The organism is Borrelia parkeri (genome assembly GCF_023035815.1).
GTDB classification, from domain to species: Bacteria; Spirochaetota; Spirochaetia; order Borreliales; family Borreliaceae; genus Borrelia; species Borrelia parkeri.
On the sequence record NZ_CP073167.1, the window covers coordinates 1 to 16,490 of the forward strand.

General features: G+C 32.3%; 14 protein-coding genes and 3 pseudogenes. 2 read left to right on the forward strand and 15 right to left on the reverse strand.

Features of this window, described 5'->3' with window-relative positions; translation table 11 throughout:
* Nucleotides 1-233: 233 nt before the first annotated feature.
* Entirely contained in the window at nucleotides 234-995 is a 762-nt protein-coding gene (locus bpSLO_RS06215; RefSeq protein ID WP_083253466.1) for a hypothetical protein, read from the forward strand.
* 274 nt (nucleotides 996-1,269) lie between these two features.
* Here the strand turns inward: bpSLO_RS06215 and bpSLO_RS06220 are convergent, their stop codons facing one another.
* From bpSLO_RS06220 to bpSLO_RS08145, 15 genes and pseudogenes are all read right to left on the reverse strand, one after another.
* A complete protein-coding gene (locus bpSLO_RS06220) occupies nucleotides 1,270-2,307 on the reverse strand; it encodes a variable large family protein (RefSeq protein ID WP_246990015.1) in 1,038 nt (345 codons plus the stop codon).
* A 217-nt stretch (nucleotides 2,308-2,524) separates the two neighbouring features.
* The gene (bdr, locus tag bpSLO_RS06225) at nucleotides 2,525-3,037 is read right to left on the reverse strand and encodes a Bdr family repetitive protein (RefSeq protein WP_246990033.1); all 513 of its coding nucleotides are present in this window, start codon (nucleotides 3,035-3,037) and stop codon (nucleotides 2,525-2,527) included.
* Between the two features lie 289 nt (nucleotides 3,038-3,326).
* Nucleotides 3,327-4,415, reverse strand: coding sequence for a variable large family protein (locus bpSLO_RS06230; RefSeq protein ID WP_246990045.1), 1,089 nt, complete (start codon nucleotides 4,413-4,415; stop codon nucleotides 3,327-3,329).
* 123 nt (nucleotides 4,416-4,538) lie between these two features.
* Nucleotides 4,539-5,591: a variable large family protein gene (locus bpSLO_RS06235; protein ID WP_246990046.1), complete on the reverse strand. Its 1,053-nt coding sequence runs from the start codon at nucleotides 5,589-5,591 to the stop codon at nucleotides 4,539-4,541.
* Between the two features lie 117 nt (nucleotides 5,592-5,708).
* Nucleotides 5,709-6,695: pseudogene (locus tag bpSLO_RS06240) on the reverse strand (variable large family protein); the annotation flags it as partial.
* Nucleotides 6,696-6,798: 103 nt separating this feature from the next.
* Nucleotides 6,799-7,902, reverse strand: a complete 1,104-nt coding sequence (locus tag bpSLO_RS06245) for a variable large family protein (protein ID WP_246990047.1) — start codon at nucleotides 7,900-7,902, stop codon at nucleotides 6,799-6,801.
* Nucleotides 7,903-8,003: 101 nt separating this feature from the next.
* Nucleotides 8,004-9,086, reverse strand: coding sequence for a variable large family protein (locus bpSLO_RS06250; protein WP_246990048.1), 1,083 nt, complete (start codon nucleotides 9,084-9,086; stop codon nucleotides 8,004-8,006).
* Between the two features lie 115 nt (nucleotides 9,087-9,201).
* Nucleotides 9,202-10,284 carry a variable large family protein gene (locus bpSLO_RS06255; protein WP_246990049.1) on the reverse strand — a complete coding sequence of 361 codons (1,083 nt, stop codon included), beginning with the start codon at nucleotides 10,282-10,284 and terminating at the stop codon, nucleotides 9,202-9,204.
* A gap of 230 nt (nucleotides 10,285-10,514) precedes the next feature.
* On the reverse strand, nucleotides 10,515-11,078 hold the full coding sequence (gene bdr, locus bpSLO_RS06260; RefSeq protein WP_246990034.1) for a Bdr family repetitive protein: 564 nt from the start codon (nucleotides 11,076-11,078) through the stop codon (nucleotides 10,515-10,517).
* A 113-nt stretch (nucleotides 11,079-11,191) separates the two neighbouring features.
* Entirely contained in the window at nucleotides 11,192-11,413 is a 222-nt protein-coding gene (locus tag bpSLO_RS06265; protein ID WP_025407584.1) for a hypothetical protein, read from the reverse strand.
* A gap of 239 nt (nucleotides 11,414-11,652) precedes the next feature.
* A complete protein-coding gene (locus bpSLO_RS06270) occupies nucleotides 11,653-12,690 on the reverse strand; it encodes a variable large family protein (RefSeq protein ID WP_246990050.1) in 1,038 nt (345 codons plus the stop codon).
* Nucleotides 12,691-12,884: 194 nt separating this feature from the next.
* The gene (locus bpSLO_RS06275) at nucleotides 12,885-13,532 is read right to left on the reverse strand and encodes a Vsp/OspC family lipoprotein (protein ID WP_281506690.1); all 648 of its coding nucleotides are present in this window, start codon (nucleotides 13,530-13,532) and stop codon (nucleotides 12,885-12,887) included.
* A gap of 185 nt (nucleotides 13,533-13,717) precedes the next feature.
* Entirely contained in the window at nucleotides 13,718-14,305 is a 588-nt protein-coding gene (gene bdr / locus bpSLO_RS06280) for a Bdr family repetitive protein (protein WP_246990036.1), read from the reverse strand.
* Nucleotides 14,306-14,674: 369 nt separating this feature from the next.
* Nucleotides 14,675-14,902: pseudogene (locus tag bpSLO_RS06285) on the reverse strand (variable large family protein); the annotation flags it as partial.
* Nucleotides 14,903-15,031: 129 nt separating this feature from the next.
* Nucleotides 15,032-15,143 (reverse strand): annotated as a pseudogene (locus bpSLO_RS08145) (variable large family protein); the annotation flags it as partial.
* A 239-nt stretch (nucleotides 15,144-15,382) separates the two neighbouring features.
* Here bpSLO_RS08145 and bpSLO_RS06295 point away from each other — a divergent pair.
* Complete coding sequence (locus tag bpSLO_RS06295; RefSeq protein ID WP_246990038.1) at nucleotides 15,383-16,483, forward strand: plasmid maintenance protein; 1,101 nt, start codon at nucleotides 15,383-15,385, stop codon at nucleotides 16,481-16,483.
* Nucleotides 16,484-16,490: the final 7 nt, after the last annotated feature.

Below are 16,490 nucleotides of genomic sequence, written 5' to 3' on the forward strand. Positions count from 1 at the left end.
ATTATAATTTGTTAATAGTATAGAATGTTTATCCATTTATATAACTCATAAGTTTCCACATATAACTCATAAGTTTGCTACTAAAAATTAATAGTTTACACAAAAAACTCATAAGTTTAATTTACCTTTTTATACAAAATTAATAGTTTGCATAAAAAACTCAATAGTTGCTTTAAAAAAATATATAGTTACCTCCCTCTTTGCTAGATTAATAGTATTATATTTATATATATATGTTCTCTCTAAAAAATTTATTTACTAATAATATACCTTATATCCCTATTCATAAAATTAATCCTGATGAATTTATTCTCATTAGTAATTATCTTATTCTCTCTTCTAGCACTATTCACAATTTACTCGGCATTATTATGGCTTCCGGCATACCTTTAACACATCTAAAAGATCCTTTTATCAAAATATTTTATACTTTTAATAACAATATTATTACTTATACATTAAGTAATGGTCTACAGTTTCAACAATATTCTTTACTCGAACCCAATGTTATTGCTACTTCCATTATTAAAAATTTAAATAAAAATATTTTATCTTCTATTCATGCATACAAAATTAACTACATCGCTAAAAATATATTCAACTTCTCTATCACTACAAAACATATAATTTCTATCTACTCTTTGATTGCTAAGTCTAAAATTACCTTCAATAATATCTATTACAATAATACTCATCTCAATATCCTATTAGATAATCAACCTTGTATACTAGACTTATACGAAAAAATAAACTATATTAAGTCTTTTAACAGACTAAAACTTAATAAAAATAACCTAGATCTATTTAAAAACCATACTAATAAAACTCTCTCTACTATTGCTTCTCTGGTTGAATCTTTCTTCCTTGATCAAACATCAAACAAAAACCTACATACCCTCAAATCTTATATTAATCTACACCTCAAACAACTTGGTATACCTTATAAATCTACTAATAGATTGCAAAAACTACTATTATCTCATATATTTTTGTAATTATACATTGTACATTTTTGTGACATCTCTTTAAAAAAAATACATAAAAGAAAATAAATTTGTTCACTCAGCAGCAACTATGTACAAATTGATAATAATATATTGCTTGTACTATTGTAATGAAAACCTAAAAAAATTTTTTCGACCCCCTAGCTTAATATCAATTAGTAAAAACTAACTTCATACTCAGTATCACTAAAGATACTGAGTATTTAGATAAAAAAGCAGGAATTCCTGCTTGTAAAAACTTATTCCAATGAATAACCACACTATATTACTTAGCTTTCACTACACTACTGGAATCTTCTTTTATGCAATCATCAACATCTTTTAAACATTTATCAACTGTTCTTCTTACAATAGATACTATCTCATTTACAGTTTTACCAACTACTCCTATTAATACTGCATTTATTCCTTCTTTTGGTGCATCATTAGCCTTGGTTGCCAATTTACCATCTTTAGCCATTGCTCTCAATGCTAAACCTGCTGCTATTGCTGATGCATTTGTTTGAACATGAGTAGCATTCCCGTTACTCTTATTAGCAATTGCAATTTCAAAAGCATTTGTTGCAGCAGTAATTTGGCCAGCAGGTTTACTTGTATCCTTAACTGCTTCAATTGCTGCTAATATATCTGCACCACTAGCTGCAATTACTGCTTTACTAGCTCCGCTTAGTGCCTTGGCATCAGTAACATTAGCAGTAGCATTAAATAAATTTCCAACTTCTTTAGAATCCTCAATCTGCTTATTAGCATTTCCTTTTAGATCAACACCAACTTCCTTTGCTGCCTCATAGATCATACTAATCCCTTCAACAAGACCCTTAACGCTTGCTGCATCTGCTTTCTCTGCATCCTCAGTATCACCAACATTACCACCAACTTTACCATTAGCACTACCAGTAGCATCCTTAATTTTACTTGCTCCTTCAACTATCTTTCTTAAAGTATCAATTGCCTTATTAATTGTACTTTCAGCTTTATCTTTTATTAAATTAAACTGCTCATTTCCCTTTAGCTCTTCTAACTTATCTTTAGCTATTTTCACTGCTTCTCCAACCTTACCCAATCGTTCTCCTACTGCTTTTTTAGTTGTATCTGCAGTAAGACCAAATGCTTCTTTTAGTAAATTTCCAAAAGAAACAAAAGCATCCAAAAATAATTGTCTTGAGCTTGCAATTACTTCACTTAAACTTCCAGTCCCTTTCTCTGAACCAGTCTTCCCAGCATCAGCAGCCTGTTGTCCACTGCCACAGCTAAGAAGTAAAAATAAAGTCATTAATAACGCACAAAAAGTAATTCTTTTCATTATCACGTGCCTCCTCCTTATCACTCAGGGGACAAGATGGTTAACAAACTTTGAATAAGATAAAAAAAGCTAAAAGCATAGATACTGTAACCTTGCAAAAACTAAATACAATGAGAAAATTAGCAGATATTAATTGTCTCTAACAAAAAATTAAATAATTTTCTAAAAAAATAACTGATATGTAGTCAAAGAAAGAAAAGGTTTAATTAATTTAAATTCATTTATTCAACAATGAATAAACTATGGATATTAATGTTAAAAATATTCCTATATTTAGGGTAATAATAGTTCCAAACATCAAACCATGAAGTCTTAATGTACTCTTAAGTTCCATTTTGTTAACATCAATCTTATTATCCAGTTCATTAAATTTAGTATCTATCTTGATGTTAAGATTATTCTCAACAGTGTCAATTTTATTATCCAAGTCTTTAATGTCAGATTTTAATTCATTTTTAACGTTATCAATCTTCACATTTAAGTTATTCTCAACAGTATCGATTTTAGTATCCAGTTCGATCTTGACAGATTTAACTTCAGCTTGTAAGAGAGCTTCAACTTTTTCAAGTTTAAGGTTAAAAGTAGTCTCTAAATACTCAATATCCTTGTAAGTAAGCTCATTTTTATAATATCTGTAAGAGAGATCAATAGCAATATCTCTATTTATACCAACTCTAGTAAGTTCAGCTATAACCATTTGTTGAGTAATAACTGGTTGAGCAAGTCCCATAAAAATCTCCTTATGTAATTATTATATAATACTTAAAGTATTATAGGAACCTTATTTTAGTAATATGTGATTTAAAAGGGAACTAACTATAACATAAAGTATTTAGTCTATTTTCTTTAGTTTATCAAAAATCTCAAATGTAGTTTTAACATCAATCTATTGTTAAAGAATTCCATCACTATGCTTTCGACCTGACTTATTATAAGATAGTAAAAAAGGAAAACAAATCTCATGAAGAGAAGAGTTTTCCTAAAATGACTTTATTATTTAGATTATTTAAATAGATAATTTATTTAGTAGCAGGTTGAGTAGTCGTACTAGTTTCAGTTGATTCAGTAGTAGTTTCAGAATATTGTATTCCTTTAACTGCTTCTCTTATCTTATCTAGATTGCTTGATACTGTTTTCCTAATTATCACGTCGAGGACTCCTAATACTTTATTTACTGCACTTACAGCAGCAGCTTTAACTGCATCAGCTTCATTAGCAGCATTACTAAATTTACCACCCTTAGTCATAGCTTTAAGAGCAACAGCAGCTGCTAAGTCTGCATTAGTAGCAGCTTTAGAACCATTAGCTTGATTAGGAGTACCAGTTGCCAATTCCCCAGCACCATAATTGGTATTAGCATCAAGTTGAACACCAACAGCGGTCTTGGCACTATTAATCTTATCAAGCATAGCCCATGAATCCGCTTTTGATACCTCAGCTGCTAGCTTTGCAGTAGCACCAGCACCTGCAGCAGCATTGGCAGCAAGGGCAGCAAGTGCATCAGTATTAGCATCAGCACTCACTGGTACGCCTGAATTTCCTTTTTCAATATTGACACCAGACTTATTTGCTTCTTCAATAATTTTCTTTACGTTGTCAATTACAGCTTTTACACTATTTTCATCAGCAGCACCTGCAGCAGCAGCACCTGAATCACCAATATCAGTATTACCAGCTTCTTTAGCAGTATCAGCAAGTTTAGTTAGAGCAGTAATTAGTCGTTCAAAGACATCATTTGCACTGCTAATTGCACTCTTAACAGCTTCAATTGTGCTGCTATTAACATTTTTTGCTTCAGATATTTCATCTGATAGCTCTTTTAATTTCCCATTAGTATCTACCAAACCTTTTTTTATTTTCCCAAAGTGTTCACCAACTTTACTTTTCTGGTCACCCGATTTAACAGCTGTAAATCCCAAAGCATCCCCAATAGCATTACCAAAGACGCCAAAAATCTCGTAAAACCCATGTCCTATCTTAACTAATGAATCTAAGAAAGTATTCTTACTCTCAGCAGCCAATTTCTCAGCTTGAAGTTGTCCACTGCCACAACTAAGAAGCAAAAATAAAGTCATTAATAACGCACAAAAAGTAATTCTTTTCATTATCACGTGCCTCCTTATTAACTCAACAAGAGACAAGACATAAATAAAAGGAAAACAGCTCTCATGAAGAGAAGAGTTTTCCTAAAATGACTTTATTTAGTTATGTTTATTAATAATTCTTTATTGTTACTGTCCACTACTAACTGTTGCGTCTGCAGGTGTAGTAGAATCTACAGACTTATCTTCTTGTGTAACTGTCGCAAGAGTATCACTTATTGACTTTAAACCAGTATCAACAGTATTTCTTATTGCTATTATTAGAGTACTTAAAGTCTTACCAACAGCACTTGCCGCTGCACCATTAACTGCATGAGCAGACTTATCTTCACCATTTTTAGCAGCAAATTTACCATCCTTAGCTATTGCTCGCAGTGCAATGCCTGCTGCAATAACTGCGTCCTTTTGTGCTGCATCAAGAGTTTTAGTACCACTATCATTTTTAGCAACAGCAATCTCTGCCGCATTATTTACTACATTAATATCTTTATTTGCAGTAGCTTTCTCAGACTTAGCAATAGCTTTTAGAATATCAACACCAGTTACAGCTCCTATTGAAGCACTAGCAGCAGCAGCTTGTGCTTCTGTTCCATCATTAGCACTTCCTTTAGCAAGCAAATTACCAACTGATTTTTGCTCAGTATCTGCGGTTTTAGTAGCATCTGGATTTCCTTCATTATCTTTTAAAACTACGTCAACAATAGTTTTAATTCCTTTAACAAGAGAGTTAACACTTGCTATTTCTCCAGGTGCAGCATCCTCATTTTGTTTAGCATTACCAATAACAACATCAGTAGTAGCTCCTGTTGCTGCTGTCTTAGCTCCTTCTGCGATCTTGTCTAGTGTGTTAGTGATAAATGTATCAACAACTGTTTTAATTTTTACGTAATTTCCATTCTTAGTAACTTCCTCTTGTAATTTCTTTTTAACTGTATTCATAGTTGTCTCAATAGAAGTGAAATACTTACCAATATCAGATTTCTTAGTCTCAGCCTTAATACCAAAAGCCCCAGCAACCATATCAGAAAGAGAAGTAAAAACATCTAAGAACCCTTTACCTAAATTAGCAATAGAAGTTAAGAATATAGTTTTAGGATCTTCCACCTTAGCACTACCACTGCCACAGCTAAGAAGTAAAAATAAAGTCATCAATAACGCACAAAAAGTAATTCTTTTCATTATCACGTGCCTCCTTATTACTCAGAAGGGCAAGATATAGATAAAAGGAAAACAATTCTCATAAAGAGATAAATGTTTTCCTCAAATGACTTTATTTAGTAGATTATTTAATTAGATAATTTATTTAGCAGCAGCCGGTTGAGTAGTAGAACTAGCTTCAGTTGATTCAGTAGTAGTCTCAGAGTACTGTATCCCCTTAACAGCTTCTCTTATCTTATCTAGATTGCTTGATACTGTTTTCCTAATTATCACGTCGAGGACTCCTAATACTTTATTTACAGCAGTTACAGCTGCTGCCTTAACTGCTCCAGCTTCATTAGCAGCATTACTAAACTTACCACCTTTAGTTATGGCTTTAAGAGCAACAGCAGCAGCTAGGTCTGCATTACTCTTTGCACCAGCATTATCAACCCCAGTTCCAGCAGCTAATGCCCCAGCTTCATTAGTATTGTCACCAGAAACATTACCTGTTTTGACTTTAGTATTTTTAATCTTATCAATCATAGCCCATGGATCAGCTTTAGCAACCTCATCTGCTAGTTTGTCACCAGCACCAGCTTGAGCATTACCTCCAAGTACAGCCGGAGCATCAGTTTGAGCAGAAGCAGCAACAGCAATACCAGGATTTCCAGCTTCAATCCTTACTCCTGAAATTTTTGCTACTTCAAGCATTTCCTTTATATTGTCAATCATAGTCTTAACGCTAGCTTCTTCAGCACCAACTGCAGCAGCACCGGTGTTAGCATCAGTAATCTCAGTGTTACCAGCAGTATCAGCAAGTTTAGTTAGAGAAGCAATTAGTCGTTCAAAGACATTATTTGCACTGCTAATTGCACCCTTAACAGCTTCAATTGTGCTACCATTAGCATTTTTTGTTTCAGATATTTTATTTGATAGCTCTTTTAACTTATTCTTAGTATCACCTAAACCTTTTTTTATCTTCTCAAAGTGTTCACCAACTTTACTTCTCTTGTCACCCGATTTAACTACTGTAAATCCAAAAGCATCACCAATAGCATTACCAAAAAAGCCAAAAATCTCTTGAAATCCATGACCTATTTTGATAAGTGAATCAAAGAAAGAAATTCTAGATTTAGCAGCCAATTTAACTCCTTAAAGTTAATTACAACAATATAGAAGGCATCTTAGATATAGATCTAAGATGCCTTCTAATCTTACTTTTAAGTAATTAATCTAATTATTTATCTTATTACTGACCTTCTGGTTTTGTAGCTCTTGCTTTATCTATTTCTCCTTTTGCTTTTTCAAGAACATTCTTTACTGTCTTCTTAATTACATCCTCTACTGCTTTCAATAGTTTGTTTGCTGCTGTTACTCCTATTTTTTGTACTTCTCCTTGTCCTCCCGCACTATTAGCTGCTGCTCCTGCTGATAATTTACCTGTCTTAACCAATGAGCGCAGTGCTATCCCTCCTGCAACCGCTGCTGCTTTTGGAGTATGTGCATTTGATACATGATTATTTGTTCCTCCTTTTGCAAACTTTAATGCACTTGTGTTGACATCTGCATTACTTGAAACACCTGCTACCGCATCATTTTCTTGTGATTCAATTATTGATTTTAAAATTTCCTCACCACTTACTGCTGCTAATATTACTGCTGCTTTAGACACATCTGCTGCTGCTGCTGCCGAATCTGTACCTAATATCTTAGCCCCATCTTTATTATCTACATTATCTATTGATAGTGTTGTAGTTCCTGCTTTTAATTCTTGAACACCTGAATCTGTTGCAGCTTTTACTATTTCTTTCAATGAATTAAAGGCTTTCTTTAATTCAGTTGCATCTGCTGCTGTTCCTTGTTTAGCAGTAGTTTCCGCATCACCTACTGGTTTAGAATCACCTACTTGACCTAAAGACTCTAAATGACCTTTTAATGTGTTTAAAGTAGTCTTAGCAGTATCAACTGCACTTCTAATTACCTTGTTTAGATCACCTTTATCAACATCTGTCTCTGATTTTTTTGCTACTTGTTCTAACTCTGCTGATGCTACTCCAAGTTTCGCACCTAGACTGCTAAAATAAGCTCCTACATCCTCTTTCTTTGTAGTTGATTTAGCAGTAAAGCCTAATGTATCTGAGAGTAACTCTAAAAAAGAATAAAAAGCATTCTCAGCACTTCTACCTACCTCCATTAGCACTGAACTTAAACTCCCAACCCCTTGTTGCTCTCCTCCTGCTGAGCCACCATTACCAGCTTGTGGTTGTTGTCCACTGCCACAACTAAGCAGTAAAAATAAAGTCATTAATAACGCACAAAAAGTAATTCTTTTCATTATCACGTGCCTCCTTATTTACTCAAGGGGGTAAGACATAAATAAAAGGAAAACAAATCTCATGAAGAGAAAAGTTTCCCTCAAATGACTTTATTTAGTAGATTATTTAATTAGATAATTTATTTAGCAGCAGGTTGAGTAGTACTAGCTTCAGTTGATTCAGTAGTAGTCTCAGAGTACTGTATCCCTTTAACAGCTTCTCTTATCTTATCTAGATTGCTTGATACTGTTTTCCTAATTATAAAATCAAGTACTCCTAGAACCTTATTTACAGCACTAGTTGCTGCCGCCTTAACAATATCTTTATCAGCATCAACTGCACTAAATTTACCATTCTTAGTCATTGCTTTGAGAGCTACTGCTGCTACTAGGTCAGCATTACTCTTAGCACCAGCTGCAGCATCAGCCTTGTCATTAGAAGCAGCAAGTGCACCAGCTTCATTATCGGCACCGTTAAGTTTAGCAGGAGCAGTAGCCTTAGCATTTTTAATTTTATTAATCATAGCCCATATATCTGCCTTAGCAACCTCAGCTGCTAGAGCAGCACCAGCACCAGCAGCAGCATGAGCATTATTACCCCCAAGAACAGCAGGGGCATCAGTAGCAGCATTAGCAGTAACAGCACCACCTTCGGTTCCTTTCTCAATCTTTACATCAGACTTCTCTGCTGCTCCAATAATATCTTTAACCCCTGCAATAATAGCTTCAACTCCATCCTTATCAGCAGCACCAGGGGCAGCATTATTATTATGACCACCAAGTAGAGCATCTTCTTTAGTTACATCAGCAAGTTTAGTTAGGGCAGAAATTAGCCTTTCAAAGACATCACTAGCACTGCTAATTGAACTCTTAACAGCTTCAATTGTGCTACAATCAGCATTCCTTGCTTCAGATATTTTATTTGATAGCTCATTTAACTTATTCTTAGTATCACCTAAACCTTTTTTTATTTTCTCAAAGTGTTCACCAACTTTACTTTTCTTGTCACCCGATTTAACTGCTGTAAATCCAAAAGCATCACCAATAGCATTACCAAAGATGCCAAAAATCTCGTAAAACCCATGACCTATCTTAACTAATGAATCTAAGAAAGTATTCTTACTCTCAGCAGCCAATTTCTCAGCCTGAAGTTGTCCACTTCCACAGCTAAGAAGTAAAAATAAAGTCATCAATAATGCACAAAAAGTAATTCTTTTCATTATCACGTGCCTCCTTATTAAATCAAGGGGACAAATATAAATAAAAGGAAAACAATTCTTATGAAGAGAAGAGTTTTCCTAAAATGACTTTATTTAGTTATGTTTTATTGATAATTATTTATTGTTGTTGTCCACTAGCTGCTGTGTCTGTAGGTGAAGTAGAATCTGCAGCTTTATCTTCTTGTTTAACGGCAGCTAGTGCTTTACTTATTGACTTCAAACCAGTATCAACAGTATTTCTTATTGCTATTATTAGAGTACTCAAAGTCTTACCTATTGCATTAGCAGCAACCCCTTTAGCTGCATCATCTTCTGTCTTATTATTACCAGTATCCTTAACAATAAATTTACCATCCTTAGCCATTGCTCTTAAAACAATAACTGCTGCAATAATAGCATCTTTCTTTACTGAATCTCCAAGTTGATCATCATTATCAGTAGAAGTACCCTTAGCTAAAGCCAGAGCAGCTGCATCCATAGCATCCTTAACTTTACCATCTTTAGTAGCATCAGCATTAGCAGAAGCAATAGCTTTTAGAATGTCAGCCCCAGTTACAGCCCCAATTGAAGCACTAGCAGCCGCTACATGTTTCTCTTCAGCACCACCATCAGCACTATCATTTTTAGCCCCAAATAACTTACCAATATCTTTCTTATCAGCATCAACAGGCTTAGTTTTATCTGCTTTTGGCTCCCCTTCTTTTAAAACCAAATCAACAATAGTTTTAATCCCTTTAACAAGATTCTTTATACTTTCTGCATCAGTAGTAGCCCCAACAGCATTAGCCTTTACAACCTCACCAATAGCTCCACCAGTAGCCCCTTTAGCAGCTTCTTTAGCACCAGCAGCAATTTTATCTAATGTGTTAGTGATAAACTTATCAACAACTTCCTTTATCTTTGGATAGTTACTATTCTCTGCCACCACAGTATTTAATTTCTTTTTAACAGATGTCATAGTGTTTTCAATATCATTGCAATACTTACCAATATCACTCTTTTTAGTGTCAGCCTTAATACCAAAGGCCCCAGTAATCATATCAGAAAGTGAAGTAAAAACATCTAAGAACCCTTTACCTAAGTTAGCAATAGAAGTTAAGAAAGTGGTTTTAAGATCTTCCGTCTTAGTACTACCACTCCCACAACTAAGAAATAAAAATAAAGTCATTAATAACGCACAAAAAGTAATTCTTTTCATTATCACATGCCTCCTTATTCTTTATTCAGTTCAGAGGAGCAAGATGGTTAATAAGCTTTGAACAAAATAAAAAAAGCTAAGAACATTAGATGCTTCAAAATTTCAGAGACTGCGTGATACAACAATTAATGAAATTAAATTGTCTTTAATAAAGAATTAAACAATTTTGTAAAAAAAATGACTAAAAAAATAATTGACAGAAAGTCAATCAAATAAGGACTAATTAAATAAATTTACTTTACTAATAATGACATTAATGCTAAGAATATTCCTATATTAAGTGTGATAAGAGTACCAAACATCCAACCATGAAGTCTTAATGTACTCTTAAGTTCCATTTTGTTAACATCAATCTTATTATCCAAGTCTTTAATGTCAGACTTTAATTCACTTCTGACTGTATCGACTTTGGTATCCAAGTCTTTAATATCAGATTTTAATTCACTTCTGACTGTATCAATCTTATTATCCAGGTCATTAAATTTAGTATCAATCTTGATGTTAAGATTATTCTCAACAGTATCTATTTTGTTATCCAGGTCTCTAATATCAGATTTTAACTCATTTCTAACGTTGTCAATTTTATTATCAAGGTCTCTAATATCGGCTTGTAAGGTTGCTTCTACCTTTTCAAGTTTAAGGTTAAAAGTAGTCTCTAAATACTCAATATCCTTGTAAGTCAGTTCATTACGATAATATCTGTAAGACAAATCAATAGCAATATCTCTATTTATACCAGCTCTAGTAAGTTCAGCTATAACCATTTGCTGAGTAATAACAGGTTGAGCAAGTCCCATAAAAACACTCCTTATGTAATTATTATATAATATCTTAAGTGTTATAGGAACCTTATGTTAGTAAAATGTGCTTTAAGATTACGAGTACCCAAAGTCAATAACATATATGATGCTTACATGCTATCTAATGAATCATCACCCTTACCATCTCCTTTGTACTTATAAATATAAGATATAGCTGACTTACTTGAATAATCCATAATACTAAGTTTAGATGTAGCAAATGGTTCTATTAACGTAGCAATTCTAGTAAATTTATTACTTATAGGTTTAATTGGAGCAATCCTAAACTTATGACTCATACCCGCTCTAAGTTTAAGAAATGCTTTAGTCATATTCCCATGACCAAAAACGTCATCCCTATCTTCAATATATAGTGTTAGGTCTATTTTCTTTAGTGTATCAAAAAGCCCAAATGCAGTCTTACCATTAATCCGTTGTTAAAGGATTGCTATCAATACTATTTAGACCTGAGTATTATTACAGATAGTAAAAAAGGAAAACAATTCTTATGAAAAGAAGAGTTTTCCTTATATGACTTTATTTAGTTATGTTTATTAATAATTCTTTATTATTACTGTCCACTAGCTGTTGTTTCTTCAGGAGTAGTAGAATCTGTAGACTTATCTTCTTGTGTAACGGATGCTAGTGCTTTATTTATTGTTTTTAAACCACTATCAACAGTATTTCTTATTGCTATTATTAGAGTACTTAAAGTCTTACCAACAGCACTAGCTGCTGCACCATTAACTGCATGAGCATCTTTTTCAGCATTAGCAGCAAATTGACCATCTTTAGCCATAGCTCTCAGTGCAATACCAGCAGCAATCACTGCATCTTTCTTTGCTGCATCTTTAATTTCTTTTTTGTTAGCAACAGCCGGAGCAATAGCAATTCCAGCTGCATCTTCGGCTGCGTTAATGCCCTCAGTACTATCTGCAGCAGGATTTACTTCAGATTTAGCAATAGCTTTTAGAATGTCAGCACCAGTTACTGCTCCAATGCTAGCTGATGCCTTTGCAATATTTTCTTCTTTAGCATCAGCTTTACCAGTATTATCAATAAACAATGCACCGATGTCCTTTTTATCCTCTCCTGTTTTAGTAGCACCTGCATTTCCCTCATTGTCTTTTAAAACCACATCAACAATAGTCTTAATCCCTTTAACCAGTGAAACAACTGACACCTTGCTAGCAGGAGTAGCCCCATGTCCAGCCGAAGTAGCATTACCAATAACAGTATCAGTAGTAGCTCCTGTTGCTGCTGTCTTAGCTCCTTCTGCAATTTTATCTAATGTATTAGTGATAAATGTATCAACAACAGATTTAATTTTTGAGTAATTTCCATTCTTAGCAACTTCCTCTTGTAACTTTTTTTTAACTGTATTCATAGTTTTTTCAATAGAAGTGAAATACTGACCAATATCAGATTTCTTAGTATCTGCTTTAATGCCAAAAGCACCAGTAATCATATCAGAAAGGGAAGTAAAAACATCTAAGAACCCTTTACCCAAATTAGCAATAGAAGTTAAGAAAGTGGTTTTAGGATCTTCCGTCTTAGTACTACCACTCCCACAACTAAGAAGTAAAAATAATATAAAATTAAAATCAATGCATAAATATAATCTAAAAGATAAAAGGAATCTAAGAAGTATAATAAAATAGTAAAACAAGCAAAGAGAGAATAAAAAAACAAAATAAGCTAAGAGAACTGTACTCCTAGCTTATTATTTATAGACTTTATTTTATAAGAAAATAACGATTGATTAAAAAGTAATCTTATAATAATAAATTAACTTGTTTATCCTTAGTTAGATTGAGCAGAAGATGCTGACTTAGCAGGGGTTGAAAGCTCCTTAATTGCAGATGTTACTGCACCATTAGCAGCCGTTAACAATTCATCAATTGATGTATTAAGCTCACCAAGTTCTTTTGCTCCTTTATCTTTAGTAGCATCAGTTGTCAATATAGCTGCTTTTGCATGAGCATCAGTAGCTTCATTTTTCCCAAGATCACTGGATTTATCTTTCAATTTACCTAAGAATGCTTCAGATTTACTTTTAACCTCAGTAATCTTAGTTTTTAACTCATTAGAAATTCCACTTGTTGTTTCCAATGCTTCTACTTTAGTTTTTACAGCTGATATTACACTATGCACTCCTGCAAGCAATGATCCATTCTTATCCGTTTCATTTTCCAAAGTACCATCATTTTTAATTTTCTTCCCAATAGCTTTAGCGAGCTCATCAATGGATTTAACTAAAGTATGAACTTCTGTAACACTCTTAGCAAAAGCAACAGCCTCTGTTATTTTTGAACTTACTGACTTTAAATCAATAAGAGTACCATCAGATTTAGCCGCTTGTCCATCTTTAGGAGAAGTCCCTGAATTATTACAAGACATGAGTAAAAATAAAGTCATTAATAACGCACAAAAAGTAATTCTTTTCATTATCACGTGCCTCCTTATTAACCTAAAGGGGCAAAGTGGTTAACAACCTTTGAATAAAATAAAAACTAAAAGCATAGATACTTTAATATTACAGAGACTGTGTGTGACTCAACAATTAATAAAATTGATTGATTTTGGTAAAAAAATAACTGATATATAATCAAAGAAAGGTTTTACTTAACTTAAACTTACTTATTCAATAATGAATAGACTATGGATATTAATGTTAAAAATATCCCTATATTGAGGGTAATAAGAGTACCAAACATCCAATTATGAAGTCTTGATGTACTCTTAAATTCTGATGCGGTTTTATCAAGTTTATTATCAAGCTCCACCCTATTAATTTCCATATCTTTTCTAACAAGAGAAACCTCATTTCTAACATTATCAATCTTATTATCCAGGTCATTAAATTTAGTATCTATCTTGGTATTAAGATTATTCTCAACATTATCTATTTTATTATCCAAGTCTCTAATATCGGATTTTAAGTTTGTCTCAACCCTTTGAATCTCAGCTTGTAAGCTTGACTCTACAGATTTAATTTCAGCTTGTAATAGTGTTTCAACTTTTTCAAGCTTAAGGTTAAAAGTAGTCTCTAAATACTCAATATCCTTATAAGTCAGTTCATTACGGTAATATCTTTTAGAGAGATCATTTGCAACGAAATCCTGCATACCCATTTTTACAAATTCTTGATATATAATCTCCTCTGTAATATGCCCATTAAAAATTTGTGTATTAACAACAGAATGTAGTGATGAATCTTGCATAAAATCTCCTCATATAAGTATTATATAACATTTTAAGTGTTATAGGAACTTTATGTTAGTAAAATGTGATTTAAGAGAGTCCTTAAATATAACATAAAGTGTTTAGTCTATTTTTTTATCTTATAAAAAAGCTCAAATATAATCTTACAATCAATCGGTTGTTGAATGATTGCTGTCAATACTTTGATACCTGAATTATTAGATATAGATAAAGGAAAACGATTCTTATGAAAAGAAGGGTTTTCCTAAAATGACTTTATTTAGTTATGTTTTATTGATAATCCTTTATTGTTATTTTTTCTTTTCAGTTTCTACAGGTCCACTACCATCTGCTGCGCCTACAGGTGTAGTAGAATCTGAGGTTTTATCTCATTGCGTAACTGTAGCAAGAACTGCATTGATTGTTTTTAATTCACTATCAACAGTATTCTTTATTGCTATTATTAGAGTACTTAAAGTCTTACCAACAGCACTAGTTGCCGCTCCATTAACTGCATAAGCAGCTTTCTCTTCATTTTCCTTAGCAGCAAACTTATCACCCTTAGCTATCGCTCTCAGTACTATGCCTCCTGCTATAGTCGCATCTTTGGTAGCTAAAGAAACAACTGGAAATGTTTCTTTAGCCAACTTAGCAGAATCACCACTATTATCTTTAAAAATAAACTTATAATATGTCAATATCAACAATCTTAGCAGCATCAGCAGCTGATTTTCTTGCAGTATTGCAATCTTCAGTCTTTTTATCAGTACCAGCATTACCCTTTTCTTTAAATACTACATCAACAATAACTTTAATTCCTTTTACTATACTATCAACTCCAATCCCAGCAGAAGTAGATAGCAGCAACATTGCCAAGTAGGTCAAAGCCAATACACTAAAACAATCTTAGATCCTTGAACTATCAGATATATAACGTCACAACCGCTATTTTCCTCTTATTTATTTTTGCTACGTTTATATCTGTATTTTATTTTTTGTTAATTTTAATAAAAATGTTTTTGATAAAAATAAGTTTACTTTCCAATAATAATTGTGTTATTATAAATTTTAGTAATACCTAAATTAAGGAGTATCAAATGAAGGATACAAAAAAAACTACCAACAAACATCAACACAAATTAATAGTTTTAATATCTACATTAGATTACATGAACTTAAAGTTTAAAAAATATATTCAAAGTGACATACTTTATTATTTTAATAATAATATGAAAAAAAATGGATACAAACCCACTAAAATTAAAACAATACAAAATTATCTTTATAAATTAGAAAAAGTATTAGGAGTCACAATTAACTATCACAGACATTTGGGTGTTAACATGGGAACTGAAATTCATTATGAGCTTAAATACTCTAAAAAAGAATGTTACCGCATAATCAACAAACACTTTAGAGATAAAAAAGAAGAGAGACATCAAAAACGTGTTATTGCATATCTTGAAAAGACTTGCAATAAAAATAGCAGTGTAGAAAAAGAGGAGTGTTATTATAATACTTATAATAAAGAAGAGAAGAATAAAAAAACCATAGAAAAATTACAAATAGAACAATATGCCAGAAAGTGCAACTTCAAATCAAATACTTTCTTCTCTATTTTGAATTTAAAACTAGAAAAAAATACTAAAATTGAAATACTTAAATTGCTCAAAAGAACTGAAAATTTTATTGAAAATGGTATATATAAGAAACAAAAAGATATCAAGTTAAGAATAAGCAAATTTAAAAGTAAGCAACAAGAACTAAGCAAAATACTAAACAATACAAAGATCAACTTGGAAAATGAAGGATATAACAGTAAACAGTTAGAGACACAAATACAAAACGTATACAACCAATATAAGCATAAACCCCATTTTATAATAGAGAATGACAAATACAATGACTTAAGAAAGATATTAGGCAAACTTAAAGATTCAGTTGAACTTATTAAAGTAAATGTAAAAGAAGACGGGAAAGACATTAAAAACAATGTATTTAGTATACTTCTTGATCAATTGAAACATAAAATAAAAACATCAGTATTGATACCAATATTAAAAGATTATTTAAATAAACAAAACTTATTAACATATAGCAAGGTATTTAGTAATCATTATTACTATGAGCTTTTAGATATATTAAACAATAATAAAGATTATTTAAAATTAGAGGAATTTGAGAGAATTTACAGTTAAGGATCAA

Bases quoted from the DNA above. Each gene is read 5' to 3' on its own strand.
- bpSLO_RS06220 (WP_246990015.1), bottom strand. From the start codon at position 2,307: ATGAAAAGAATTACTTTTTGTGCGTTATTAATGACTTTATTTTTACTT.
- bdr (WP_246990033.1), bottom strand. From the start codon at position 3,037: ATGGGACTTGCTCAACCAGTTATTACTCAACAAATGGTTATAGCTGAA.
- bpSLO_RS06215 (WP_083253466.1), top strand. From the start codon at position 234: ATGTTCTCTCTAAAAAATTTATTTACTAATAATATACCTTATATCCCT.
- bdr (WP_246990036.1), bottom strand. From the start codon at position 14,305: ATGCAAGATTCATCACTACATTCTGTTGTTAATACACAAATTTTTAAT.
- bpSLO_RS06295 (WP_246990038.1), top strand. From the start codon at position 15,383: ATGAAGGATACAAAAAAAACTACCAACAAACATCAACACAAATTAATA.
- bpSLO_RS06265 (WP_025407584.1), bottom strand. From the start codon at position 11,413: ATGACTAAAGCATTTCTTAAACTTAGAGCGGGTATGAGTCATAAGTTT.
- bdr (WP_246990034.1), bottom strand. From the start codon at position 11,078: ATGGGACTTGCTCAACCTGTTATTACTCAGCAAATGGTTATAGCTGAA.